The organism is Brevundimonas sp., assembly GCF_027484365.1.
Classification (GTDB): Bacteria; Pseudomonadota; Alphaproteobacteria; order Caulobacterales; family Caulobacteraceae; genus Brevundimonas.
This window is the reverse complement of the sequence record NZ_JAIXTC010000020.1, coordinates 1-23934: the sequence shown is the minus strand read 5'-3', so window position 1 is coordinate 23934 and position 23934 is coordinate 1. Positions and strand designations below refer to the sequence as shown.

The 23934-nt window shown below is 68.4% G+C and carries 23 protein-coding genes, 1 tRNA gene and 1 pseudogene; 18 read left to right on the top strand and 7 right to left on the bottom strand.

The features are described 5' to 3' along the window. On the top strand, nucleotides 1–666 hold the full coding sequence (gene hpf / locus Q0044_RS10630) for a ribosome hibernation-promoting factor, HPF/YfiA family (protein WP_298162136.1): 666 nt from the start codon (nucleotides 1–3) through the stop codon (nucleotides 664–666). Nucleotides 667–752: 86 nt separating this feature from the next. Next, entirely contained in the window at nucleotides 753–1223 is a 471-nt protein-coding gene (gene ptsN, locus Q0044_RS10625; RefSeq protein ID WP_298162111.1) for a PTS IIA-like nitrogen regulatory protein PtsN, read from the top strand. Nucleotides 1224–1347: 124 nt separating this feature from the next. Here ptsN and Q0044_RS10620 read toward each other — a convergent pair whose 3' ends face one another. Both Q0044_RS10620 and Q0044_RS10615 read right to left on the bottom strand, forming a co-directional pair. Further along, on the bottom strand, nucleotides 1348–1614 hold the full coding sequence (locus Q0044_RS10620; RefSeq protein WP_298162109.1) for a DUF1150 family protein: 267 nt from the start codon (nucleotides 1612–1614) through the stop codon (nucleotides 1348–1350). Nucleotides 1615–1700: 86 nt separating this feature from the next. Next, nucleotides 1701–2117, bottom strand: a complete 417-nt coding sequence (locus Q0044_RS10615) for an Hsp20 family protein (protein ID WP_298162108.1) — start codon at nucleotides 2115–2117, stop codon at nucleotides 1701–1703. A gap of 184 nt (nucleotides 2118–2301) precedes the next feature. Here Q0044_RS10615 and rfbB point away from each other — a divergent pair, with 184 nt between their 5' ends. From rfbB to rfbA, 3 genes are read left to right on the top strand one after another with little or no spacing between them, the layout of a single operon-like run. After that, nucleotides 2302–3369 (top strand): dTDP-glucose 4,6-dehydratase, encoded by a 1068-nt coding sequence (rfbB, locus tag Q0044_RS10610; protein WP_298162106.1) that lies wholly within the window; start codon nucleotides 2302–2304, stop codon nucleotides 3367–3369. Beyond that, the gene (rfbD, locus tag Q0044_RS10605) at nucleotides 3362–4252 is read left to right on the top strand and encodes a dTDP-4-dehydrorhamnose reductase (protein ID WP_298162105.1); all 891 of its coding nucleotides are present in this window, start codon (nucleotides 3362–3364) and stop codon (nucleotides 4250–4252) included. The genes rfbB and rfbD overlap by 8 nt, the downstream gene beginning before the upstream one ends. Beyond that, entirely contained in the window at nucleotides 4249–5133 is an 885-nt protein-coding gene (rfbA, locus tag Q0044_RS10600; RefSeq protein ID WP_298162104.1) for a glucose-1-phosphate thymidylyltransferase RfbA, read from the top strand. Before rfbD ends, rfbA begins: the two co-directional genes overlap by 4 nt. Here the strand turns inward: rfbA and Q0044_RS10595 are convergent, their stop codons facing one another. Together Q0044_RS10595 and Q0044_RS10590 are read right to left on the bottom strand one after the other, a co-directional pair. Then, nucleotides 5134–6489, bottom strand: a complete 1356-nt coding sequence (locus tag Q0044_RS10595) for an HlyD family type I secretion periplasmic adaptor subunit (RefSeq protein ID WP_298162103.1) — start codon at nucleotides 6487–6489, stop codon at nucleotides 5134–5136. Then, a complete protein-coding gene (locus tag Q0044_RS10590; RefSeq protein WP_298162102.1) occupies nucleotides 6486–8216 on the bottom strand; it encodes a type I secretion system permease/ATPase in 1731 nt (576 codons plus the stop codon). The genes Q0044_RS10595 and Q0044_RS10590 overlap by 4 nt, the downstream gene beginning before the upstream one ends. Before the next feature lie 325 nt (nucleotides 8217–8541). On the opposite strand from Q0044_RS10590, the pseudogene Q0044_RS16975 reads away from it, so the two are divergent. The 4 genes and pseudogenes from Q0044_RS16975 to Q0044_RS10575 all read left to right on the top strand — a co-directional run. After that, a pseudogene (locus tag Q0044_RS16975) lies at nucleotides 8542–8730 on the top strand (LuxR C-terminal-related transcriptional regulator); the annotation flags it as partial. Nucleotides 8731–8860: 130 nt separating this feature from the next. Beyond that, the gene (locus tag Q0044_RS10585; protein WP_298162101.1) at nucleotides 8861–9121 is read left to right on the top strand and encodes a hypothetical protein; all 261 of its coding nucleotides are present in this window, start codon (nucleotides 8861–8863) and stop codon (nucleotides 9119–9121) included. Nucleotides 9122–9310: 189 nt separating this feature from the next. Next, nucleotides 9311–9679, top strand: coding sequence for a hypothetical protein (locus Q0044_RS10580; RefSeq protein WP_298162100.1), 369 nt, complete (start codon nucleotides 9311–9313; stop codon nucleotides 9677–9679). Nucleotides 9680–9748: 69 nt separating this feature from the next. Next, the gene (locus Q0044_RS10575; protein ID WP_298162098.1) at nucleotides 9749–10192 is read left to right on the top strand and encodes a hypothetical protein; all 444 of its coding nucleotides are present in this window, start codon (nucleotides 9749–9751) and stop codon (nucleotides 10190–10192) included. Nucleotides 10193–10242: 50 nt separating this feature from the next. On the opposite strand, the gene Q0044_RS10570 is transcribed toward Q0044_RS10575, so the two are convergent. Both Q0044_RS10570 and Q0044_RS10565 read right to left on the bottom strand, forming a co-directional pair. Then, nucleotides 10243–10318, bottom strand: a tRNA-Ala gene (locus Q0044_RS10570). Nucleotides 10319–10497: 179 nt separating this feature from the next. Continuing rightward, a complete protein-coding gene (locus tag Q0044_RS10565; RefSeq protein ID WP_298162096.1) occupies nucleotides 10498–10959 on the bottom strand; it encodes a TIGR02300 family protein in 462 nt (153 codons plus the stop codon). A 133-nt stretch (nucleotides 10960–11092) separates the two neighbouring features. Here Q0044_RS10565 and aroA point away from each other — a divergent pair, with 133 nt between their 5' ends. From aroA to mscL, 6 genes are all read left to right on the top strand, one after another. Continuing rightward, the gene (aroA, locus tag Q0044_RS10560) at nucleotides 11093–12421 is read left to right on the top strand and encodes a 3-phosphoshikimate 1-carboxyvinyltransferase (protein ID WP_524536168.1); all 1329 of its coding nucleotides are present in this window, start codon (nucleotides 11093–11095) and stop codon (nucleotides 12419–12421) included. Nucleotides 12422–12470: 49 nt separating this feature from the next. Then, a complete protein-coding gene (gene cmk / locus Q0044_RS10555) occupies nucleotides 12471–13121 on the top strand; it encodes a (d)CMP kinase (protein ID WP_298162094.1) in 651 nt (216 codons plus the stop codon). 158 nt (nucleotides 13122–13279) lie between these two features. Further along, complete coding sequence (gene rpsA / locus Q0044_RS10550; RefSeq protein ID WP_298162092.1) at nucleotides 13280–14983, top strand: 30S ribosomal protein S1; 1704 nt, start codon at nucleotides 13280–13282, stop codon at nucleotides 14981–14983. Nucleotides 14984–15306: 323 nt separating this feature from the next. Beyond that, the gene (locus Q0044_RS10545; RefSeq protein WP_298162090.1) at nucleotides 15307–15597 is read left to right on the top strand and encodes an integration host factor subunit beta; all 291 of its coding nucleotides are present in this window, start codon (nucleotides 15307–15309) and stop codon (nucleotides 15595–15597) included. Nucleotides 15598–15604: 7 nt separating this feature from the next. Next, nucleotides 15605–16081, top strand: a complete 477-nt coding sequence (locus Q0044_RS10540; RefSeq protein WP_298162087.1) for a GNAT family N-acetyltransferase — start codon at nucleotides 15605–15607, stop codon at nucleotides 16079–16081. Continuing rightward, on the top strand, nucleotides 16078–16497 hold the full coding sequence (mscL, locus tag Q0044_RS10535; RefSeq protein ID WP_298162085.1) for a large-conductance mechanosensitive channel protein MscL: 420 nt from the start codon (nucleotides 16078–16080) through the stop codon (nucleotides 16495–16497). Before Q0044_RS10540 ends, mscL begins: the two co-directional genes overlap by 4 nt. 3 nt (nucleotides 16498–16500) lie before the next feature. Here the strand turns inward: mscL and Q0044_RS10530 are convergent, their stop codons facing one another. Further along, complete coding sequence (locus Q0044_RS10530; RefSeq protein WP_298162082.1) at nucleotides 16501–17628, bottom strand: GNAT family N-acetyltransferase; 1128 nt, start codon at nucleotides 17626–17628, stop codon at nucleotides 16501–16503. A gap of 152 nt (nucleotides 17629–17780) precedes the next feature. On the opposite strand from Q0044_RS10530, the gene Q0044_RS10525 reads away from it, so the two are divergent. From Q0044_RS10525 to Q0044_RS10515, 3 genes are read left to right on the top strand one after another with little or no spacing between them, the layout of a single operon-like run. Continuing rightward, nucleotides 17781–18461: an ImuA family protein gene (locus Q0044_RS10525; RefSeq protein ID WP_298162081.1), complete on the top strand. Its 681-nt coding sequence runs from the start codon at nucleotides 17781–17783 to the stop codon at nucleotides 18459–18461. Then, nucleotides 18382–19998 carry a Y-family DNA polymerase gene (locus Q0044_RS10520; protein ID WP_298162080.1) on the top strand — a complete coding sequence of 539 codons (1617 nt, stop codon included), beginning with the start codon at nucleotides 18382–18384 and terminating at the stop codon, nucleotides 19996–19998. The genes Q0044_RS10525 and Q0044_RS10520 overlap by 80 nt, the downstream gene beginning before the upstream one ends. After that, complete coding sequence (locus Q0044_RS10515) at nucleotides 19995–23366, top strand: error-prone DNA polymerase (protein WP_298162077.1); 3372 nt, start codon at nucleotides 19995–19997, stop codon at nucleotides 23364–23366. The genes Q0044_RS10520 and Q0044_RS10515 overlap by 4 nt, the downstream gene beginning before the upstream one ends. The last annotated feature ends 568 nt before the right edge of the window (nucleotides 23367–23934 follow it).

Here is a 23934-nt window from a genome sequence, read left to right as displayed (position 1 = left end):
ATGCAAGTCCAAGTCAGCGGCAAGCACGTGGATGTCGGCGAAGCGTTAGGCTCGCGCATCTCCCAGGAACTCGAAGACGGAGTCGGAAAATACTTCGAACGCGGCGGCCAGGACGCCGAAGTCGTGGTGTCCAAGGACGGCCACGGCTTCAAGGTGGACTGTTGGGTTCGCCTTGCGTCCGGGCAATCGCTCGTGACCACAGGCCTCGGCGGCGACGCCCACGCCGCCTTCACGGACAGCCTTGAAAAGCTCGAAAAGCGGGTGCGGCGATACAAGCGCCGGCTCAAGGATCACCACATCGGTCCCAAGGGCCTGTCGCCCGAGAAGACCGAGATGGCTGCGGCTTCCGTGGCTCGCAGCATCGTGTTGCGCAATCCCGACGATGAGGTCGAGGATTCCATGTTCGACACCGCCGGCGAAACCGACGGTCCTCCGCCCACGGGCATGGTCATCGCCGAGAGCGTTTCGGAGATCCGCACCATCACGGTCGGACGCGCAGTGCTCGAACTCGACATGACCGGCTATCCGGTGGTGCTGTTCCGGAACGCCGCTCACGGGGGGCTTTCGGTTGTTTATCGCCGCCCCGACGGCAATGTCGGGTGGATAGATCCTGAACGCACCGTGTCGTTGAATGGACACGGTTCTGTAAACGGTTCTGGCGCATAAGACTTCCCAGGGGCGCGCGAACCGTCTAGACGGCGCGCGCCCCACAAGGGGCCTGCCCAAAACCTCGAGTATGAGTCTGGACGATCATGGATATCGGGGAACTGCTGGTTCGGGACGGAATCGTCCTGAAAAGCGGCGCGTCATCGAAGCGGCAGGCCTTGCATGTGCTGGCCACCGCCGCCGCCCAGGCAATGGGCCAGGACGAGACCCGCGTTTTTGACGCCCTGATGGAGCGCGAGGCCCTGGGCTCGACCGGCCTCGGTTCGGGCGTGGCTGTTCCGCATGCCCGTCTGGCCGGTCTGGACAGCGTCAAGGCGGTGTTCGTGCGTCTGGACACGCCGGTCGCCTATGATTCCGTCGACGATCGCCCGGTCGATCTGATGTTCGCCCTGTTCGCCCCGCCGAAAGCCGGCGCGGAGCATTTGCGGGCCCTCGCCGCCGTCTCGCGCGCCCTGCGCTCGCCGGAACTGCGCGAACAGCTGCGTCAGGCCCGGACCGAGGACGCGATTCACGCCCTCTTCGTCCGCGACGACAAGGTCCCTGCGACGGCGGCCTGAAGGTAGTGGCGAGAAGCGAGTGACGAGTGGCGAGGGTGTCGCCGCCAATATCCTCGCCCGGGTTTCCGATCTAACGGCTGATCAGGCCGGGCTCGCCACTCGCCACTCAATACTCGCCTCTCGATCAGTGCACCGACACCGGCGCCAGCTCATGCGCCACGGCGGCGGCGAAGGCCGTCTCGCGATCCATCATCACCGCCAGCCGCTCGCCGTCGGCGCCGTGCACGGCATAGAGGGTCTGATCGGGATCGATCACCAGCCCTTTTGCGTCTTCCAGCGGCGCATCGGAGATCGCGTCAGCCATCACATCCGCGGCCGTGATCTCGCGCACATAGACCAGGTCGGGCGCGCCGAAACCGGCGAAATCCTTGTTTGTCATGATCGGCGTCATGGAGACCGCCTCCTTGTTGAAGAGTGACAACGCCCGGAAGCGCCGCGGGTTCGCGGGGGCCTTATGGCGAAGGTATTCGGGTGGGATCAGCCGACGCTGATCGGGATGCGCCGGACCGGCTCGACATTTTCGGGCCGGAGCAGATCCACGTGCAGCAGGCCGTGCTCGAGTCGGGCGCCCTCGACCTCAAGGCCGTCGGCGAGGACGAAGCTGCGCACGAAGCCGCGCGCCGCGATGCCGCGATGCAGGAAGGCCTGATCCGGCGAGGCGGCTTCGCGTTTGCCGGCGATGGTCAGCTGGCGTCCCTCGAGCGTAATGGCGAGGTCGTCGGGCGCGAAGCCGGCGACAGCGAGCGAGATGCGCACGGCGTCGTCGCCCAGCTGCTCGACGTTATAGGGCGGATAGCTCTCGGCCGCGGCCTTGGCGGCGCGGTCTATCAGGGCGCGGGTCTGGTCGAAGCCCAGCAGGAAGGGGCTGTCGAACAACACGGTTCGGGTCGTCATGGGTCAGTCCTCGGCAAGCGACTGCGGCTTCAGGCCCCCCGGGATCGGCAGGGCGTCGGCCGTGACCCGATATGGGCAGGCGCAACGGCAGGAGCAAGCCCGATCTCCGGCGCCACTGGTCGGGGTCGTTGCGCGCCTCTAGAAACGTGGAAGAACCGGAATGATCCGGGGCGAAGGGGCGGGCTTGGCGGCATCTCGGATTCTGGTCGCGGGTGGCGCGGGCTTCATCGGCTCGGCCCTGACGCGCGAGATGATCGCGAATTCCGACGCCCGGGTCCTGGTGTTCGACAGCCTGACCTATGCGACCAGTCCGGCCGCCCTCGACGGCGTGCGCGCGGACCCGCGCTTCACCTTCGTCCAGGGTGATATCTCCGATGTGGCGCTGGTGCGTTCGACGATCGAGGACTTCGCTCCGGACGTGATCATCAATCTGGCGGCCGAAAGCCATGTCGACCGCTCGATCGACGGGCCGGGGCCGTTCGTCGACAGCAATGTCGTGGGGGTCTTCGTCCTGCTGCAGGCGGCGCTCGACCACTGGCGCGGGCTGCGAGGCGAGGCGGCGGAGGCGTTCCGCTTCCATCAGGTCTCGACCGACGAGGTGTTCGGATCGCTGGGCCCCGCCGGCGCCTTCGACGAGACGACCCGCTACGATCCCCGCTCGCCCTATTCAGCGACGAAGGCGGCGGCCGATCATCTGGTTCGCGCCTGGGGCCACACCTATGGCCTTCCGGTCCTGGTAACCAACTGCTCGAATAACTACGGCCCGTTCCAGTTTCCGGAGAAGCTTATCCCGCTGATGGTCCTGCGGGCGCTCGCCGGTCAGAGCCTGCCGGTCTACGGCGACGGCCTGCACGTGCGCGACTGGCTGCATGTCGATGACCACGTCCGGGGAATGCGGGCGGCCTTCGAACGGGGGCGGCCGGGCGAGACCTGGGTCTTCGGCGGCGGAGCCGAGCGGACCAACATCGACCTGGTGCGCACGATCTGCGCCGCCCTCGACGACCTCGCCCCGCGCCCGGACGGTCAGGCCCATGCCGGGGCGATCGCCTTCGTCGAGGACCGGCCCGGCCATGACCGGCGTTACGCGGTGGATCCGTCGAAGGCGCGCGCTGACCTTGGCTGGGAGCCGCAGGTCGGCTTCGAACAGGGCGTCCGGGACACGGTCGCCTGGTATCTGGAGCATAGCGACTGGTGGGGCGCGATCCTCGCCGACCGCGACGCGGTGGCACGGCGGGGACTGGCCGGTGGCTGAGCCGGTTCACATCCTGATCGCCGGCGGACACGGCCAGGTGGGCCAGGCCCTGGCCCATGCGGCCTGGCCGGACCACGTGCGGCTGCACCGCCCGACGCGGACAGACCTCGACCTGACGAACGAGGCCGAACTGGCCGGGGCCTTCGCTCGCACCCCCTTCGCCGCCGTGATCAACGCGGCCGCCTTCACCGCGGTCGACGCGGCGGAGACGCGACAGGACGACGCCTTCCTCGCCAACGCAGAGGTTCCCGCACGACTGGCCGAGGCGACACGCCGGGCGGGCATCCCGCTGGTCCACCTCTCGACCGACTGCGTCTTCGACGGTGCCCTGGACCGGCCCTATGCCGAGGACGATGCGACGGCGCCGATCAGCGTCTATGGCGCGTCGAAACTGGCCGGCGAGCAGGCTGTGCTGTCGGGCAACACCCGCGCAGCGGTCGTCCGAACGGCCTGGGTCGTCAGCGCCCGGGGCAGGAACTTCGTCCGCACCATCCTCGACGCCGCCGCGAGCCGGTCGGACCTGCCCGTCGTCGCCGACGTGATCGGCAGTCCGACGTCGGCCGATGATCTGGCGGCGGTGCTGGTCACCCTGACCCTGGCCATGGTCGCCGACCCGACGGCGCCGACCGGTGTCTACCACTACGTCAACGCGGGCGAGACCAGCTGGGCCGGACTGGCGGAAGAGACGCTGCGGCGGGCCGGATCACGCACGACCATCGTCCCCATACCCGCCGCCGAACGGGCGGCTCCGGCTCGCCGTCCCGCCAATTCGCGCCTGTCCTGCGAACGTCTGGCGCGCGACTATGGGGTGACAATGCGGGACTGGCGCATCGCCGTCGCGGACATCGTCGCCGAACTCCAACTACAAAAGGTCGCGCCATGAAGGGTATCGTTCTGGCCGGCGGCGCGGGCACGCGGCTGCATCCGATGACGGCGGTGACGTCGAAACAGTTGATGCCCGTCTATGACAAGCCGCTGATCTACTATCCGCTGACGACCCTGATGCTGGCGGGCATCCGCGAGATCCTGATCGTCACCACGCCGCGCGATCTCCGCGCCTTCCAGTCCCTGCTCGGCGACGGCCGCCAGTGGGGTCTGTCGCTTTCCTACCTCGCCCAGCCGACGCCCGGCGGTATCGCCCAGGTCTATGTGCTCGGCGCAGAGTTCGTCGCCGGGGGCGCCTCCGCCCTGATCCTCGGCGACAACCTGTTCCACGGCGACGGCCTGGTGGAGCGTCTCAAGGCCGCTGTGCGCGCGGCCGAGGGCGGCGGCGCGACCGTCTTCGCCCATCAGGTCAGTGATCCTGACCGCTATGGCGTCATCGGGTTCGACGCGGCCGGCCATGCGACTTCGATCGAGGAGAAGCCCGCGAAGCCACGCTCGAACTGGGCCGTCACTGGTCTCTATCTGTACGACGCAGAGGTCGTGGAGATCGCCGCCGGGCTGAAGCCGTCGGCGCGAGGCGAACTCGAGATCACCGACGTCAACCGCACCTATCTCGAGCGAGGCCGACTCACCGTCGAACGGCTCGGCCGTGGCTTCGCCTGGCTGGACACCGGCACGCCCGAGAGCCTGCTCGACGCCGCCCTGTTCGTCCGAACGCTGGAACAGCGTCAGGGCGTGAAGATCGCCTGCCCTGAAGAGGTCGCCCACCAGATGGGCTTCATCGACGACGCGGCGCTGGAGGCGGCGGTCGCCCGGACGAAGGGTTCGGACTACGGCCGCTACCTGGCCCGGTATCTGGAGCTCGGCCGCATCGGCTGACTACTGTTCGGTGCCTGACCGCCACAGGTTCCGGGTCAGGGGCTCGATCAGATAGGACAGGGCGGTCCGCTTGCGCAGCAGCACCACGACCTCGACCGGGAAGCCCGGACGAATCTCGCGCGCCGCCTGACCCAGCCGCTCCATCTCGGCGGGAGGCACGGAAATCTCCGCGCGATAGTGGCGGACGCCGGTCTGTTCGTTGGTGAAGGTGTCGGGCGACAGCCGGGTGACACGGCCGTGGATGATCGGCGGGTCGCGTTCGCGAAGACCGGGGAACTTCACCTCCGTCTCCAGTCCGACGCGGACGTTGTCGATGTCGGCCGGATTGATCTCGGCCACGATGACCTGGGACGCGGCGTCGGGCACGACCTCCATCAGCACCTGTCCGGGCTGGATCACGCCGCCCTGGGTGAAGACAGCGAGTCCCACGACCTGTCCCGTCGCGGGGCTGCGGATCAGGCTGCGCTCGATCTGGTCACGCAGGGAGGACAGCCGCGGCCGGGTCTCGTTCAGCTGCACCTCGATGGTGCGAAGCTGGTCGGAGACGTCCTCGTTCATCCCGGTAGTGATAGTCAGCATCTGCAGTCGGGTCTCGCCGATCTGCTGCTGCGTTCCGGCGACCTCGGCCCGGAGCGAACCGAGCTGGCCGTCCAGCCCGGCGGCGTCGCGTTCGAGCGACCGCACGCGGGTCTGGGGCGCATAGCCCTGGGCCGCCAGCGACCGCAGCCCCTCCAGCTCCTCGCCGATCAGGCGGCGCTGCTCGATATTGGACTCGATCTGGCGCTGATAGCCCTGAATCCGCTCTTCCAGCTGCCCGATGCGCTGGCGCAGCACCCCGACCTCGGTCGACCGCCCGGCGCTGCGGGCGCCGTACTGGAGGCGCTGCAACCGCATGGCCTCGTCGGCCAGGGCGCGATCTTCGGGCGACAGACCGGTGAACTCCGCCGGGACGGGGATGGCGGCCAGCTTGTCGCGTTCGGCGATCAGGCGCGCACGCTGGGCCATCAGGGCATAGACCTGTCCGGCCAGGCCCCGCTCGGCGGCGGTCAGTTCGCCCGTCGACAATTCGACCAGGACCTGGCCCTGCCGGACCTTGTCGCCCTCGGCGACGTGCAGGGCGGTCACTGTGCCGCCCTCGCGATGCTGGACCGCCTGCCGGTTGCCGGTCACGGCGACCTGGCCGGGCGCATAGGCGCCGGAATCGAGCGGGGCCAGCGCCGCCCAGCCCAGGAACAGGACGAAGAACAGGGCGATGATGATGCCGCCGAGGATCAGCTCGCGACGCGGCGAGGCGGTCTGGGGCTCCACAAGGCCCGGCCCGGAGGGCGCGGCGTCTGCCGGGGACTGAACGCTCATCCGGCCTTGACCTCATGCAGGCCTGCGGGCCGTGGGCTCCGCATGCGGGCGAGGACCTCCTCCCTCGGGCCTTCAACCTGGACGACACCGTCGCGCAGGGCCAGCAGGCGAGCGGCCTTGGCCAGGACGCCAGCGCGGTGGGCGACAATGACCACGGCCGCGCCGCGCGCGGCGGCGGCGTCGACAGCGGCGATCAGGGCCGCTTCGCCGTCCTGATCGACGCTGGCGTTCGGTTCATCCAGCACCAGCAGGACCGGATCGCCATAGAGGGCGCGGGCCAGGCCGATGCGCTGGGACTGTCCCGCCGACAGGCCGGAACCCTGCGACCCCAGCGGGGTGTCATAGCCGTTGGGCAGCCGCTGGATCAGCTCGTGCACGCCGGCCGCGATGGCCGCGCGCACGGCGGCCGCGTCGGTCTCGGGCGAGGGATCCGCAAAGCGGGAGATATTCTCCTTGATTGTGCCGGCGAACAGAGTCGGGTTCTGGGGCAGGTAGCCGATATGGCGGGCCAAACCGTCCGAATCACGCGCCCCGTAGTCCGCGCCGTCCAGACGGACCGAGCCGGAATCGGGCGTCAGGGCCCCGGCCAGCACCCGCGCCAGCGTCGTCTTGCCCGATCCGCTGGCCCCGATCACGCCCAGCACCTGTCCCGGCTCGACCTTGAACGAGACGCCGCGCAGCTGCGGGGTCTCCGTCCCGGGCAGGCGGACGGCGATCCCTTCGACCGAGACCTGACCGGTCGGAGCGGGCAGGGCGGTCCGGGGCTGGCCGTGACCGGCGGTCTTGGTGAACAGATCGACCAGGCTCTTCCAGCTGGTCCGGGCCTGGACCAGCGTCGGCCAGGCGCCGACCAGTTGTTCGATCGGCATGACCGCGCGGCTGAGCAGGACCGAAGAGGCGATGATCGAGCCCGGCGACATCTGTCCCTTCACCACCAGGAAGGCGGCGAGGCCGAGCGCGGCCGACTGCAGGGCCAGACGCACGAACTTGATCGCCCCGGAGTAGCGGCCGCCGGTCAACTGGGCCTCGGCCTGCGCGTCTGTGGCCGTGCGGCGGCCCTCCAGCTGGCGGGCGATGATGGCGCGACGCATGCCCAGGGCCTGGACGATCTCGGACTGGCCGGAGAGGGCTTCCTGGGCGGCGTAGGCGGCGTTGCCCGCGCGGCTGGCGCGTCCCAGACGCGGCCGGGTGTCGCGCTCGTTCAGCCAGGCCAGGACCGCCAGAACCATCCCGCCGACCAGGGTCAGCACGCCGACGGCGGGGTGCAGCAGGAAACAGCAGGCCAGGTAGATCGGGGTCCACGGCGCGTCGAACAGGGCGAGCGCGCCCTGTCCCGACACGGCCCCGCGCAGGGCGTCGAAGTCGCGCAGGGCCTGAACGCCCTGGGTCCGGCCGCCCGCCTCGGTGACGCGCGCAAGGATGGTCCCGGCCAGGTCGCGATCCAGCTGGATTCCGGCCCGGATCAGGATCCGGGTCCGCAGCCAGTCCAGCGCCGCCAGGGAGGCGAGCGCGAAGGCGGTCACGGCGCTGACGAGAACCAGGGTCGTCAGGCCGGCGGTCGGAACCACCCGGTCATAGACCTGCATCATGTAGAGGGTCGGGGTCAGATAGAGCAGATTGACGAGGGCGCTGAACACCGCCGCGCCGACGAAGTGGACACGGCACTGCCTCAGCGCCGCGAACAGCGGCTCCGATCCGGGGCGTTTGCCGAGAAAGGCGTCCAGCACGGTGTCGTTCGAGCTCCTGTGGCCTGCCGTTGAAACGGCGCGGGCCGGGCCCAGCTATAGGCTCTAACGCCCGGACCACAAAGGCGATGCTCGGCCTTCGCCGGGCGCCGCCGACCCGGGCCTGTGATCCGCTGAAAGGTCAGGCCCAACCGATCCGCGAGATCGGACTGGATCATCCCCTTCATGCGGGGCAACACCCTGACACGAGCGCCGACCTCGGCATCAATAGGATTCGGATCAAACCTGAATCGCGGTTACTGCTTCGTGGACGAGATCAAGGCACAGGTCTTGCCTTCCTCTCGTCAACCGCAGGTAACGGGCCTCCATGTCGCAGTCCGAGGAAGAGACGCAATCGAGAGTGGCGCGCCTTTCAGAGCGTGAGCGCGAGGTCATGGCCTATGTCGCCGCCCACTATCAGAGCAAGGCGATCGCGCGACGGCTGGGGACTGCGCCCAAGACCGTGGACGCCCAGATCGCCAGGGCGTGCAAGAAGCTGGGCGCCGACAATCGCAATGACGCCGTCCGCAAACTGATCGGCGCGGGCGTTCGCCTGGACATAGGGGAATATCCCCTATGGGCATCAGACCCGATATCCGGGCGGCAGGATGAGCGGCCTTATCGGGACCTCGACAACGGGGATGCCGATGCAACTCACTTCAACCCAACCCATACTCCAAGAGGGTTCCGACCTGGACGCTCTGCTTCCGGTGATGACCTATCGGGATCTGCAGCTGGCGCTCGGCCAGGTCGCAGTCGGCGACAGGCACCAGCGGATGATCCCCTATCTGGTCTCCGCCCTTCAGGAGCAGGCGAAGTTCCTGACCGGTCAAATGGCCATGTTCGAGATCCTGAGATCGGCCAACTGCCTGGCGGACATCGGTCCGCCGCAGAGTCTGGACGCCTAGACCTTCATCCCGGCGGGATCCGCCTGGGGATCGCTGCGGGGATCGCGGTCGGCCTCGCCATAGCGGCGCCGGCGGCCCTCTACGGCGCCATCATGCTCCAGCGGCTCGTGCTTTCGCTTCAGTAGTACCGCCCACCCTCTCTTCCATCGAAACCCGTGCAATGCCGCGCGCCGCGGCAGAGGAACATTCATGTCCAATCGCAACGAAGCCGCACAAAGAGTCGCGCTGATGATCAATGACGCCGAACGGGCCATGGACGTCGCCATGGCCAAGGCCTCGCTTCTGGTGACTGAACTGCCCAACCTTCAGAATGAAGCCGGTCTGCACGCCTCCTGGGCCCAGCCGGTCATCGTCTCGGTCTGCTCGGCCCTGGGCGACATGACCACCGCGCGCGGCTCGATCATCGGCGCCCACAAATCCCTGTCGGCCATCCAGCGCCGTCTGGGCATCGTTATGGAAGACCCGCGCAATCCGAAGGAGGACGAGGTTCCGGAGGGGCGTCGCTATCCGGAAGTTCGCGCCGGCCGCTCCGAGACGGTCATTCCCCTGCGCGCCTGATCCTGCGCTGTCCTAAAGTTCTCGGCCGCGTCATGATACTCATCTCGCGACAGGGAATGCAAAACGCCGGTGACGAGCGCATTCGACAATCTGCACGTCATCATCGGGACGGGGGCCGTTGTCATCGTCGCCGGTGCGGCGCTTGCGTTCGGCTCAGCGCGACTGCGCCTGGTTGGTCTGTTGCAGGTCACCGAGATGATCTGCTCAACCCTTCTGGACGCGGGGGCGTCGCCCGACGACCGCCTGCTTCTGATGGACGTCAAATCTTTCGTTGTACTGGTGGTCTACGGCGTGATGTGTTTCCGCTGGCCCGACCGGTGGGTGGTCCTGTTGACGGGCCTTCAGGGCTTCGCCGTCCTGATTCATCTCTCTGACTTGCTCGACCTGTCCCTGCCGAGGTCGGTGAACGGCCTGTTCCTCAACGTCACCGGTTGGGGGATGTTGCTGGTCATCGCGACCGCCACCGCGATCCATATCATGAACCGCTTCGATCGGCCCGATACGCGGAGCTGATGCCGGAAACCAAAAGGGGCCGGCTGCAATGCAACCGGCCCCTCGGAATTTGGTGGAGCTTAGCGGAGTCGAACCGCTGACCTCTTGCATGCCATGCAAGCGCTCTACCAGCTGAGCTAAAGCCCCGAACCTCGAACTCGCGTCCGTGGTCTGGTCCGCCGGGTCTGGTGTGGCCCCCGGCGAGGCGGCGGAACCTATGTCGGGTCGATTTTCAGATCAACCCGGTTCCGCCATTTATTTTCGCATTCTTTCGATCAAGTCCGGACCGGTCGAAACCGGTCCGGAAATCAATCGGTTAAGGACGGTCAATCCTCGTCCTTGGAGCCCTTGGCGATGTCTTCGTCGAAGGCGTCGTCGTCTTCATCCTCGATGAAGGGGACGGAGTCGTCATCGTCGTCGTCGGCCAGGACATCATCGTCGTCGCCGTCGGTCGTGCCCATGCCGGCCTCTTCGGACGGATCGGCCACGGCGTCGTCCTCGTCGTCCGGCGTCAGGATGGGCTCGTGGCCTTCCTGATCGATTTCCGGAGTGACGACTTCTTCTTCCTCGTCCTCGTCGCCGTCGACCTTCTTGTCGACGACCTGATCTTCGGCGTCGTCCGAGGCATAGCCGCCCGGACGGCCGCGACGGCTGCGCAGCTTGATGGCTTCTTCAGGATCGAATTCGGTGTCGCACTTCGGGCAGTGAGCCGGGCGACGGCCCAGGTCGTAGAATTTGGCCTGGCAGTTCGGACAGACCTGCTTGGCGCCAAGTTTGGGATCGGCCACGGGTGATGGAGACCTTTGGATGGAGGAGGGGATTTCGGCCGCGTCCCTTGCCACTATGGGGGGGCGCTGTCAAAAGCCGTGTTCCGCGTGGCCTTCGCCCGCACCCTCCCCCACTGCCTTCCATGGAGCCTGCGTGGCCTCCACCGCCTCCCATCTGACCGCTCGCCCCGGACCTCCCTTGCGCGGAACCGTCCGGGCGCCGGGCGACAAATCCATCTCCCACCGCTCCATGATCCTGGGCGCCGTGGCCACCGGCGTGACCGAGGTCGAGGGCCTGCTGGAAGGCGACGACGTCCTGGCCACCGCCCGCGCGGCCGAGGCCTTCGGCGCGACGGTCGAGAAGCTCGGCGGCGGCCGATGGCGCGTCACCGGTCGTGGCGGGTTCCGGACCCCGGCGGGCGTCATCGACTGCGGCAACGCCGGTACCGGGGTCCGCCTGCTGATGGGGGCGGCCGCCGGCTATCCGATTTCGGCGACCTTCGATGGCGACGCCTCCTTGCGGTCCCGCCCCATGGGTCGGGTCACCGATCATCTGACCCGGATGGGCGCGACCTTCGACTGGTCGGGCAAGCCGGGTCTGTTGCCCGCGACCCTGACGGGCGGGACGCTGAACGCCATCGACCATGTGCAGACGGTCGCCTCGGCCCAGGTCAAGTCGGCCATCCTGCTGGCCGGTCTGAACGCCCGGGGCGTCACCTCCGTCACCGAGCCGGAGAAGAGCCGCGACCACACCGAGCGGATGCTGCGGGCCTTCGGCGCCGCCGTCGACGTCGAGGAAGACGGCGAAGGCTGGGTCATCCGTCTGCAAGGCGGCCAGCCCCTGACCGGAACCGCCGTCTCCGTGCCCGGCGATCCGTCGTCGGCGGCCTTCCCCCTCGCAGCCGGGCTGATCGTTCCGGGCTCCGAGGTCACGGTCGGGGGCGTGATGCTGAACCCCCTGCGGACCGGCCTGTTCGATACCTGGATCGAGATGGGCGCCGACCTGACCATCGCCAATCGTCGCGTCTCGGGCGGCGAGGAGGTCGGCGACATCACGGCCCGTCATTCGGCCTTGAAGGGCGTCGTCGTGCCGGAAAACCGCGCCGCCTCCATGATCGACGAATATCCGATCCTCGCCGCCACCGCCGCCTTCGCCGAGGGCCGGACGGTCATGCGCGGCGTCGGCGAGATGCGGGTCAAGGAGAGCGACCGCATCCGCCTGATGGTCGACGGCCTGCGCGCCTGCGGCGTCGCGGTAGAGGAGGAGCCGGAGGGCTTCATCGTCACCGGGGCAGGGGAGGGCGGCCCCGTGCCGGGCGGCGCCACCGTCCACACGGCCCACGATCACCGCATCGCCATGAGCCATCTGGTCCTCGGCCTCGCCGCCGCGAACGCCGTCACCGTCGACGAACCCGACATGATCGCCACCTCTTTTCCCGGCTTCGTGGAGATGATCCGTGGCCTGGGCGGCGACGTCGCATGATCGAGCTTCCACTGGCGTTGGCCCCGTGCCTGTGCTTCCACGGCCCCTAATGAGCAAGCCGTTCGTCATCGCCGTCGATGGGCCCGCCGCCTCCGGCAAGGGCACGATCGCCTCGCGCCTGGCGGCCCATTACGGCCTGCCCTTCCTCGACACGGGCCTGCTGTACCGGGCTGTCGGCCTCGATGTCCTGACCGGCGGCGGCGACCTCGGCGATGCGAAGGCGGCCGAAGCGGCGGCCCGCGCGCTCGACGCCGGGCGACTGTCCGACGATGCGGCCCTGACCAGCGGCGACGCCGGCGAGGCGGCCAGTCGTGTCGCGGGCTTCCCCGGCGTGCGCGCCGCCCTTCTGGACCTGCAACAGGCTTTCGCGCGTCAGGCGGGCGGGGCGGTGCTGGACGGACGCGACATCGGCACGGTCATCGCCCCCGACGCCCCGGCCAAGCTGTTCGTCACCGCGACGCCCGAGACCCGGGCCCGGCGTCGCTGGCTGCAGCTGACCGGTCGCGGCGATCCGATCACCTACGAGGCCATGCTGGCCGATATCCAGCGTCGGGACGAGCGCGACGCCGGTCGCGGTTCGGCCCCCATGGTCCAGGCCGACGACGCCGTCTTGCTGGACACGACCGATATGGATATAGAAGCCGCCTTCGATGCGGCCCGCCGTATCGTCGAGGCGGCGCGAGCGAAACACGGCCTTTAGGTCGGTTCCGCAAATCCAGCGCTCCGTCCTCGGCTTCCGCGGGCGCCCTGGTTCAGCTGAGCCTCGCATCCCGCGACCGACTATCCCAATCCCAAGTTCCACCTCGCGCGGGGCCGTCCGGCCACGCGCCATAGCCCTATCGGAAACACCAGAGCTTCATGTCTGATACCCTCAACCCCACTCGCGACGACTTCTCCGCCCTGCTCGACGAGCAGCTGCAAGGTCGCGATCTCGGCGAAGGCCAGGTCGTTCACGGCCGCGTCGTCGGCATCGAAAAAGACATCATCATCATCGACGTCGGTCTGAAGACCGAAGGCCGCATCCCCGCCCGCGAGTTCGGTCAGGGCGAAGGCGCCGTCATCCCGAAGGTCGGCGATGACGTCGAAGTCTACCTGGAGCGCGTCGAGAACGCCCTGGGCGAGGCCGTCATCAGCCGCGACAAGGCGCGCCGCGAAGAAGCCTGGACCCGTCTGGAAGTCGTGTTCGCCGAAGGTCACCCGGTCAACGGCGCCATCGTCGGTCGCGTCAAGGGCGGCTTCACCGTCGACCTCGGCGGCGCCTCGGCCTTCCTGCCCGGCTCGCAGGTCGACATCCGCCCGGTGCGCGACGTCGGCCCGCTGATGGGCAAGGAGCAGCCGTTCCAGATCCTCAAGATGGACCGCCCGCGCGGCAACATCGTCGTCTCGCGTCGTGCGATCCTGGAAGAAGCCCGCGCCGAACAGCGCACGGAGCTGGTCGGCCAGCTGCAAGAGGGTGAAGTCCGCGACGGCGTCGTCAAGAACATCACCGATTACGGCGCCTTCGTGGACCTCGGCGGCATCGACGGCCTGCTGCACGTCACCGACATGTCGTGGAAGCGCGTCTCCCACCCGTCGCAGGTGCTCGCCGTCGGCGACACCGTCCAGGTCCAGATCGTCAAGATCAACCCGGACACCCAGCGCATCTCGCTGGGCATGAAGCAGCTGCAGTCCGATCCGTGGGACGGCGTCGAAGCCAAATACCCGCCGGGCGCCAAATACACGGGCCGCATCACCAACATCACCGACTACGGCGCTTTTGTTGAGCTGGAAGCCGGCGTTGAAGGCCTGGTCCACGTCTCGGAAATGTCCTGGACCAAGAAGAACGTCCACCCCGGCAAGATCGTCTCGACCTCGCAGGAAGTCGACGTCGTGGTTCTGGATGTCGACGCCTCCAAGCGCCGCATCTCGCTGGGCCTGAAGCAGGCCCAGGACAATCCCTGGGATGCGTTCGTCGCCGCCAACCCGATCGGCTCGACCGTCGAGGGCGAAGTCAAGAACGCCACCGAGTTCGGCCTGTTCATCGGCCTGGACAACGACATCGACGGCATGGTGCACCTGTCCGACCTCGACTGGTCGGTCTCGGGTGAAGAAGCCATCCAGCGCTACCGCAAGGGCGAGATGGTCAAGGCCAAGGTCCTGGACGTCGACGTCGAGAAGGAACGCGTCTCGCTCGGCATCAAGCAGCTGGGCGGCGATCCCGTCGGCGACGGCGACCTGTACAAGAAGGGTCAGACCGTCACCCTGACCGTCACCTCCATCGAGTCGGGCGGCATTGAAGTGAAGTTCGGTGAAGACGACGCGCCGGTCACCTCCTTCGTGCGCAAGTCGGACATCAGCCGCGACCGCAACGAGCAGCGCCCCGAGCGTTACGCCGTCGGCGACCGCGTCGACGCCCAGATCACGGGCATCGACAAGGCCACCCGTCGCGTCTCGGTCTCGATCAAGGCTCTGGAAATGGCCGACGAGAAGGAAGCCATCGACCAGTTCGGGTCCTCGGACTCGGGCGCCTCGCTGGGCGACATCCTCGGCGCGGCCCTGCGCGAGAAGGCCGGCAAGGAGTAATCCTTCCGGTCCCGTGACCGGGCCTCAAGTAGTGAGGCTCCGTGAGCCGAACGATAGGCTCTACAAATAAAGAAGGCGGCCGGAGCGATCCGGCCGCCTTTTTCATGGCTGAGCCGCAATTTCAAACGCCGGCCCGCAGGCCTCTACAACCCTGAGGGACGGCTCATCCGTGTACGGCGGTCGACATTTTACCCTCTTCCCTGACGGAAACTGACGATCAGGCCTTTTTCGCCAGCCGGGCGAGGGCTAGGGTGTCCTCGTAACCGGATTGAAGTTGCACCCATAATTGCCCCGGGATGGGCAGGAAAGGGCGGGGGCCTGACATGATAAAGTCTGAGCTCATCGAGAAACTCGCGGCGGAGAACACGCACCTGACCCACGCGGAGGTCGAGCGTGTGGTCAATGTCGTGCTCGGTCGCATGACCGAAGCGATGGCTGAGGGCGGCCGTGTCGAACTGCGCGGCTTCGGCGCGTTTTCAGTCCGAGCGCGACCCGCGAGGGCCGGACGCAATCCGCGGACCGGCGAGACCGTGGACGTGCCCGCCAAGTCGGTGCCCTTCTTCAAGAGCGGGAAGGAGCTGCGCGAGCGGCTCAATGCATCCGGGGACGCCTGACCCCGCGATGGCGGATCTCCGCATCGCTTCGGCCGATCTCGAGGACCAGAGTTTGCAGGCCCTGATCCGGCTGCACCTGTCTGCGATGCGCGCCCACTCCCCGGCCGACAGCGTGCATGCCCTTGATGCCTTAGCCCTGGCCGAACCCGGGGTCGATCTGTTCGCACTGTCGGACGGTGGACGGGCCCTGGCCATGGGCGCGTTGCGCCGCATCGACGGAACGTCTTTCGAGATCAAATCGATGCGGACCCTGCCGGACTATACGGGCAGGGGGTTCGGACGCGCCGTTCTGGAACATCTGATCGCCGTGGCGAGGCAGCGCGGTGCGCGACGGGTCTCGCTCGAAACGGGGTCCGGGGCTCCGTTTGAGCCGGCCCTGTCCCTCTACAGGTCACGTGGTTTCCAGTCGGGTCCGGCCTTTGGCGGCTACGCTGCGACCGACTTCAACCAGTTCCTTCATCTCGATCTCGGGGAATCACAATGAGCTTGCTGACCGAATTCAAGGAGTTCGCTGCGCGTGGCAATGTCGTCGACCTGGCGGTCGGCGTCATCATCGGCGCCGCCTTCGGCAAGATCGTCACGAGCGTGGTCGAACAGGTGGTGATGCCGCCGATCGGCCTTCTGCTGGGCCGGGTCGATTTCTCCGAATTGAAATGGGTTCTGGCGCCCGAGAACCCGGCGACGGAGGCGATCGAGGAGGTCGCCATCCAGTACGGGGCCTTCATCAACACCGTCATCCAGTTCGTGATCGTGGCCTTCGTCGTCTTCCTGATGGTCAAGGGCATTAACCGCCTGCGCCGCGCCGAGGCCGCCGCGCCTGCGCCTGAGAGCCCGCCCGCCCTGACCCCGACCGAGACCCTGCTGGCCGAGATCCGCGACGAGCTGAAGTCCCGGAAGTAGCGTTCAGGCCGCTCTTCGTTCCGACACCGCCACCGGCACCGGCCTCAGACAGATGCCGTAGTCGCCGTCGTACGGGGTCGGCGACCAGGTCTCGGTTCCCGGCGTGTCCGGGTCGAACTTCACGTGGCAATGGCCCCAGCCGCCTTCGCGTCGGGCCGTATCCGCCAGCGGGCCCATTCGCCGGAGCAGTTCTGGGTTGACCGTCTGTATGCGGAGCTTTGCTGCGCCGAGGCGACGGGCATTGGCCAGAAGGGCCTGGATCAGGGCCGGGATCGCGCGCGGTTCGTCGTCCAGCGCCGCCAGATCGACAATCTCCAGCATGGGGGGCTCGATCGGATTGCCCTTGGACATCATCGCCATGGCGTAGCCGGAGATCGTCTCGCCGCGATTGAAGGCCAGGACCAGGGGGCGCAGCGTCAGGTCGGGATCGACCAGCCGCCAGCGCAGCATGGCCGGGCTGCGGTCGGCGATCAGCCGCCCCTCGCCCTTCAGCGCCTGCCAGAAATCCGCATAGGGCGTGCGGTCGGCCAGGTCGGTCAGGTCGGTCAGTATGGCGACGCCGGTCGGAAGATCGAGGGTCTCCGGCTCGTGCAGCCGGGGGTTCAGCAGTCGCTCGGCCCTGGCCTCGGTCAGGCGGGGAACGCGACGGTCGATCTCGCGCCACAACCGCCCACCGGCGCAGGCGAGCGCATCGACCCGCCAGGACAGTTTGACGTCGTGCGTCTCCGGCGGCCAGGCGATCATGCCGTGGCGCTTGTACAGAGGGCTGGACCTCGGGTTGGCGTTGAAGACGTAGTGGGCGAACATCTCCGGCTGTCGCGCGAAGGTGTTCAGCAGCTTGAGGCTGCGCCCCCGGGCGCGGGGCGTGATGATGATCGAAAAGCCGGTTGCGCCATACAGAATCCGGTCGCCGTGGTGGAAGCGCTGGACGAAATTGCCGGCGAAACCGCAAGGCTCTCCGTCCTCTGCCTCGACCAGCCAGCCGGCGGGCGCCGTCGTTTCCAGCCGTGCCGGATTGCTCGCCAGCCAGTTCCAGCCCGCCTCCGAGCGGGTGGGCCAGCCCACGGAGCGATGCAGGGCGTTGATCGCTCCGTTGTCGGTCGCATCGACCGGTCGAACCGAAAAGGTCATCCGTCAGGTTCCAAAGCGATACAGGATCGCACTCCACCTTGCGCCCATGCAGGAGGGGCGCCAACAGGAACGCGCATAGGTAGAAATCATGGAGTCCTGGCAGTCGGGACGATTCCGGTTTGACTCTGTCTGAAACGGAACAAATAATGAACATGGAGTCCTTTCCCGCCATGTTCACCCATCCGTCACCAGAGCCAGACGCTGTCCCGCCGCCCCTGTCTCCCCTGTCCGAGGGGTTGGAGGAGGCATGCGCCGACGGCGTCCGGGACATGGCGGCGGCCTTCGCCTTCACCCTCGGCCGGGCGTCGCTTGGCGTGGGCCGGGGCGTGGTGATGAGCGTGACACGGTCCTGGCTCCAGGAGAACGGCCGCCCCTACGGCCCAGGCCTGAAAGCCTTTCAGGCATGTGACGGCTTTGTTCTGGTCGAGACCCGGACCGAGGCCCTTGCGCTATGGGCCATGGAGCAGGCGCTGCGGTCCGGCGGCGCCGCCCTGGTGATCGGGACCGTCGACGGGGCCGAACTGGCCCAGACCCGGCGGCTGGAATTCGCCGCCCGCGACGGCGGATGTTCCGGCCTTCTGCTGCGGACCCGGTCCGGGGATCTCAGCGCCGCGCGACGGCGCTGGCGCATAACAACCCATGCGAGTGCAGGCGGTGCTTTTGACGATCGTGCGCCGGGCCGGATGACGATCCGTGCCGAAATGACCCGCAGCCGGATGGAGCGGCCGGGCATCTGGATGCTGGAGCAGGATGATGAGACGCATCGTCTCCGTCTGGCTGATCGACTGGCCGGTGACGGTCTGGGCCCGATCAGCCGGACCCGCTACGCCTGATCCCCTCGCAGCGGATGCAGGCCCTCTGGCCCTGATCCTGCGCACGGCGCGGGGGGCGATCCTCCATGCCCTGAATCCCGCCGCCCGCGCCCTGAACCTGTCCCGGGGCCAGACGCAGGCCGACGCCCTGGCCATGGTCCCGCATCTGGCCTGCCACCCGGCCGACCCCGCCGCGGATCAGCGCGCCCTCGAGGCCCTGGCCGTCTGGGGCGAGCGCTGGTCGCCGGCCGTCACGGTCGATCCGTCCGACGGCGGGCTGGAGGGGCTGTTCCTCGACCTGACCGGCGCGACCCATCTGTTCGGCGGAGAGGACGCGGCGATCGCCCGCATCGAGCAGCGCCTGGCTGCGGCCGGCATCCGCGGCCGCGCCGCCATGGCCCCCGGCCCCGGCGCCGCCTGGGCCCTCGCCCGCTACGGCCACGCCACACGGATCGCCACGGACGCCGATGTGCGCGAGGCCCTGGCCCCCCTGCCGGTCGAGGCCCTCCGTATCGACGACGCCGCCCTGAAACAGACCCGCCGGTTCGGTCTGAAGCGGATCGGCGACCTCTATCCCATGCCGCGCGCCGGCCTCGCCCGCCGCTTCCGCGACGGCGCCGGGGTCGGACTCGTCCGTCGGCTCGACCAGGCCCTGGGCCTGACAGCCGAGGCCCTGATCCCGACCCGGGCGCCGCCCCGCTATCGGGGGTGGGAGGCCTATGCCGACCCCCTGACCGACACGGCGGGGATCGAGGCCCGTCTGCCCGGCCTCGCCGACAGCCTGGCCCGGTCGATGGAGGGAGACGGCCAGGGCGCGCGGGCCCTGACCCTGACCGCCTTCCGCGTCGACGGCCGGACCCGCGCCGTCTCGGTCCGCATGGGCCGTGCCCTGCGTGACGTGTCGATCTGGATGCGGCTGTTCCGCGAGACCGGGCTCGAGCGGATCGACCCCGGCTTCGGCATCGACGCCCTGATGCTGACCGCCGACCTCGCCGAGCCCCTGGTCGCGCGTCAGGTCGACATGGGCGAGGCGGACCAGGCCCGCCACGCCGAGGGGCTGGCCGCCCTGATCGACCGGCTGTCGGCGCGTCTGGGCGAGGCCTCGGTCCGGGTCGCCGAGCCGGACGGCAGCTGGATCCCCGAACGCGCCGAACGCTGGCGGCCCGCCCTGGCGCCCCGTGCGGCCCCCCGTCCGGGCAGGGCGTCGCCCCCGGCCGAAGGCGCGTCGGATCCGCGTCGGGCGCGACCCCTGCTGCTGCTCGATCCGCCCGAACCGGTGGAGGTCGTCGCCGGGCTGCCGGATCGGCCCCCGGCCCAGTTCACCTGGCGGCGCGTGCTGCGGAAGGTGTCCCGCGCCGACGGCCCCGAACGCCTGTCGCCGGAGTGGTGGCGCCCCCGGCCCGACGGACGCCTCGCCCGGACCCGCGACTATTACCGGATCGAGGACGACCAGGGCCTGCGTTACTGGCTGTTCCGCGAGGGACTGTACGGCGTCGAATACACGGGCGCGAAGGACGAGCGCCCGCCCTCCTGGTGGATGCACGGGATGTTCCCGTGACGGCTCCGACCCCGGCATGGGACGGCGACTACGCCGAGCTCGGCGCCCTGACCAACTTCAGCTTCCTGGAGGGGGCGTCCCATCCCGGCGAGATGATGATGCAGGCCAGGGCCCTGGGTCTGGCCGCCGTGGGCATCGCCGACCGCAACACCCTGGCCGGGATGGTCCGGGCCCTGATGGGGGCGGAGGCGTCCGACATTCGTCTGGTCGTCGGGGTCCGGCTGGGCTTCCTCGACGGGACCGAACTGATCGTCTTCCCCCGCGACCGCGCCGCCTACGGCCGCCTCTGCCGCCTGCTGACCCTGGGCAAGAGCGAGATCCTCGACGCGGCGCCGCCGCCGTCGGATCCCGCGCCTTCGTCCCATCCTCATCTTCGTCTGGTCGAGCCCGGTCGCCCGGAGGAGGACGAGACCGGACCCGAGCGGATCACCAAGGGCGAGACCCGTCTGACCTTCGACCAGGCCGTGGCCCATGGCGAAGGGCTGATCGCCCTCGCCGTCGCGCCCGAGGTCCCCGACGCCGCCTTCGAGGCCCGCCTCCTCGCCTGGAGATGCGCCTGGCCGGACACCCTGTACCTGGCCGCCCAGCCCCTGTGGCGCGGCGACGACCGGGCCCGGCTGAACCGGCTCGCGGCCATGGCCGGCCGGACCGGCGCCCCGATGATCGCCACCAATGCGGCGATGTACCACCACCCTGACCGTCGCCCCCTGCAGGACGTCCTGACCTGTATCCGCGAGGGAACCACGATCGATACGGCCGGGCTCCGCCTCCAGGCCAATGGAGAGCGCTACCTGAAGCCGCCGGCCGAAATGGCCCGCCTGTTCAGGGGCCACGAGGCGGCCCTGGCCCGCACGATGGAGGTGGTGCGGGGGTGCGACTTCTCCCTGCGGGAGCTCAGCTATCAGTACCCGGACGAACCGGTGCCGTCCGGCTGGACCGCCCAGCGTCGGCTGATCCGCCTGACCTTCAAGGGGGCGCGCGAACGGCTGGCCCGGAACGGCTCCGTCCCGGCCGCCATGCGTATCAAGATCGTCAGCGAACTGAAGCTGATCAAACAGCTGAAATATCCGAACTACTTTCTCACCGTGCACGACATCGTCGACTGGGCCAGACGCAGGCCCCGCGAAATTCTGTGCCAGGGCCGGGGCTCGGCGGCGAATTCGATCGTCTGCTTTTGCCTCGGGATCACCAACGTCAATCCGACGGAACAGGATGTGCTGATCGAGCGGTTCATCTCGGCCGACCGGTCCGAACCGCCCGACATCGACGTCGATTTCGAGCACGAGCGACGCGAGGAGGTGATGCAGTATGTCTACCGCCGCTACGGCCGGGACCGGGCGGGCATCGTGGCGACCATCATCCACTACCGGCCGCGCTCGGCGATCCGCGACGTGGGCAAGGCCCTGGGCCTGACCGAGGACGTCACCGCCCGCCTGGCCGACACGGTCTGGGGCTCCTACGGCTCCGAGGTTCGCAAGGATGACGTCGATCGCACCGGGGTCAGCCGGGACGACGCCCGTATGGCCCTGGCCCTGGCCCTGACGGCGGAGCTGATCCGGTTTCCGCGCCATCTGTCGCAACACGTCGGGGGCTATGTGCTGAGCCACGGACCGCTGTGCGAGATCGTGCCCATCGGCAATGCGGCGATGAAGGACCGCACCTTCATCGAATGGGACAAGGACGACATCGATCATCTGAAGCTGATGAAGGTCGATGTCCTGGCCCTGGGCATGTTGACGGCGCTGAAGCGCGCCTTCGGCATGATCGAAAAGAGCTACGGGCGATCCCTGGAACTGCATACGGTGCCGCGCGAGGACCCCGAGGTCTACGACATGCTCTGCAAGGCGGATTCTCTCGGCGTCTTCCAGGTCGAGAGCCGGGCCCAGATGGCCATGCTGCCGAGACTTCAGCCGCGCGTCTTCTACGACCTGGTGGTCCAGGTCGCGATCGTCCGGCCCGGCCCGATCCAGGGCGACATGGTCCATCCCTATCTGAGGCGTCGGGCCGAACGGCGCGCGGCGGAAAAGGCGGGCGTCCCCTTCGTCATCGACTATCCGCATCCGGCCCCGGAGCACGGCCCTAAGAACGAACTGAAACTCGTCCTCGACAAGACCCTCGGCGTGCCCCTGTTTCAGGAGCAGGCCATGAAGATCGCCATGGACGCGGCGAAATTCTCGTCCAGGGAGGCCAACGGTCTGCGTCGCGCGATGGCCACCTTCCGGCACATGGGCACGATCGGGACCTATGAGGAGATCTTCGTCGGCCGGATGAGGGACCGGGGTTACGATCCCGCCTTCGCCCAGCGCTGCTTCGACCAGATCAAGGGCTTCGGCGAATACGGCTTTCCGGAAAGCCACGCCTGCGCCTTCGCCTTCCTCGTCTATGTCTCGGCCTGGGTGAAATGCGTCTACCCGGACGTCTTTGCGGCCTGTCTTCTGAACAGCCAGCCGATGGGCTTCTATGCGCCGGCCCAGATCGTCCGCGATGCGCAGGCGCACGGGGTCGAGGTGCGGCATCCCGATGTGAACGCCAGCGACTGGGACGCGAGCCTGGAACCGGGCCGGATCAGCGGCCGGCACGCCCTGCGACTGGGCCTGCGCTCCATCGACGGGTTCAGGGAAACATGGGCCGAGTCCATCGTCGTGGCCCGCGCCCTCGCCCCCTTCCGCGACCTCGAGGATCTTCGCCGTCGGGCCGGTTTGCCGCCCCCCGCCCTCGACCGGCTGGCGGAGGCGGACGCCTGCGGGTCTCTCGATCTCTCGCGACGTCAGGGGATGTGGGCGGCCAAAGGGGCGCCGCCGGCGGCCTCGGCGCCCCTGTTCGCGGCCATGGGTCTGGACGAGGCGGACGGGGCCCCGCCGGCCGCCCTGCCGCGCCTGACCGAGGCGGAAGAAGTGGTCGGCGACTACCAGACCCTCCGGCTGTCGCTGAAGGGTCACCCCGTCTCCTTCCTGCGCGAGCGGCTGACGCAGGCCGGGGCCGTGACGGCCGAGGCCTACGGGACGGCGAAGGAGAACCGCCGCGTCCGCGTCGGCGGAGTCGTTCTGGTGCGTCAGAGGCCCGGGTCGGCCAAGGGGGTGGTGTTCCTGACCATCGAGGACGAGACGGCGGTGGCCAACCTCGTGGTCTGGCCCGACGTGTTCGAACGGCTGCGCCCCGTCGCCATGGGGGCGCGGATGGTCCTGGTCACCGGCAAGGTCCAGCGCGCCGAGGGCGTGACCCATCTGGTGGTCGAGGACATGGTCGACTGGACCCCGATGCTGGGTCGTCTGTCCACGGATCAGACGCCCGGATCCGGCCATTCCCCGACCCGGGGACGGCATCCCCGCGACGTCCGCATCCTCCCGGGGTCGCGGGATTTCCACTAGAACTCCCTCTCCCGGCGGGAGAGGGAAGCCGCATACCCATCAACACATGCCCCCAGGACCTGAACGATTTCAACGCCCGGCTCTTTTTAGGGCCTTTCTGTGCGCCCCCTTCCAAACCGCGCGTACACTTCCAGCCGTCCCGTCGCGTGGGGAAGGCGTCCTGGGCCCAGGACCCGGACGTGCGGTGGGGCGCGATCGAGCGGGAAACCGCGCCGTGAAGTCGACCGAGGACCCTGATCCGGCGAGGACCTGGATCTGTGGAGGCACGAACCGACAAAGGCGCGGGACTGTCCGGGGGGCGTAAAACCCCGGAGCCCGGAGGGCCCTGACACCCTCCGCCCGTCGTGGGCTTAAGTCGTTCTGGGATTAAACGGCGCCAAGCGTCGGGGGCGAATTGGCCAAACCCGACAGGCCGCTTCGAAGCCCATCATCGACTGCTCACGTCCAATCGGTCGCGACGGAGCCCCGGCGCGAGCCGAAAATTCTCATCCGGTCCCCGTAACGCGAAAGCAGGGGGCCTCATCGGTTCCGGGCGACCGCCCGGGCTCCGTCGACTTCCCCGCAACTT

What these genes read in the sequence shown, in the direction of transcription:
- hpf (WP_298162136.1), top strand. Translation starts at nt 1, where the DNA reads ATGCAAGTCCAAGTCAGCGGCAAGCACGTGGATGTCGGCGAAGCGTTA.
- Q0044_RS10595 (WP_298162103.1), bottom strand. Translation starts at nt 6,489, where the DNA reads ATGAGCGTTCAGTCCCCGGCAGACGCCGCGCCCTCCGGGCCGGGCCTT.
- rfbA (WP_298162104.1), top strand. Translation starts at nt 4,249, where the DNA reads ATGAAGGGTATCGTTCTGGCCGGCGGCGCGGGCACGCGGCTGCATCCG.
- Q0044_RS10615 (WP_298162108.1), bottom strand. Translation starts at nt 2,117, where the DNA reads ATGACGACCCGAACCGTGTTGTTCGACAGCCCCTTCCTGCTGGGCTTC.
- ptsN (WP_298162111.1), top strand. Translation starts at nt 753, where the DNA reads ATGGATATCGGGGAACTGCTGGTTCGGGACGGAATCGTCCTGAAAAGC.
- rpsA (WP_298162092.1), top strand. Translation starts at nt 13,280, where the DNA reads ATGTCTGATACCCTCAACCCCACTCGCGACGACTTCTCCGCCCTGCTC.
- Q0044_RS10520 (WP_298162080.1), top strand. Translation starts at nt 18,382, where the DNA reads ATGAGACGCATCGTCTCCGTCTGGCTGATCGACTGGCCGGTGACGGTC.
- Q0044_RS10530 (WP_298162082.1), bottom strand. Translation starts at nt 17,628, where the DNA reads ATGACCTTTTCGGTTCGACCGGTCGATGCGACCGACAACGGAGCGATC.
- Q0044_RS10620 (WP_298162109.1), bottom strand. Translation starts at nt 1,614, where the DNA reads ATGACGCCGATCATGACAAACAAGGATTTCGCCGGTTTCGGCGCGCCC.
- Q0044_RS10540 (WP_298162087.1), top strand. Translation starts at nt 15,605, where the DNA reads ATGGCGGATCTCCGCATCGCTTCGGCCGATCTCGAGGACCAGAGTTTG.
- Q0044_RS10580 (WP_298162100.1), top strand. Translation starts at nt 9,311, where the DNA reads ATGTCCAATCGCAACGAAGCCGCACAAAGAGTCGCGCTGATGATCAAT.
- Q0044_RS10545 (WP_298162090.1), top strand. Translation starts at nt 15,307, where the DNA reads ATGATAAAGTCTGAGCTCATCGAGAAACTCGCGGCGGAGAACACGCAC.
- Q0044_RS10525 (WP_298162081.1), top strand. Translation starts at nt 17,781, where the DNA reads ATGGAGTCCTTTCCCGCCATGTTCACCCATCCGTCACCAGAGCCAGAC.
- cmk (WP_298162094.1), top strand. Translation starts at nt 12,471, where the DNA reads ATGAGCAAGCCGTTCGTCATCGCCGTCGATGGGCCCGCCGCCTCCGGC.
- mscL (WP_298162085.1), top strand. Translation starts at nt 16,078, where the DNA reads ATGAGCTTGCTGACCGAATTCAAGGAGTTCGCTGCGCGTGGCAATGTC.
- Q0044_RS10585 (WP_298162101.1), top strand. Translation starts at nt 8,861, where the DNA reads ATGCAACTCACTTCAACCCAACCCATACTCCAAGAGGGTTCCGACCTG.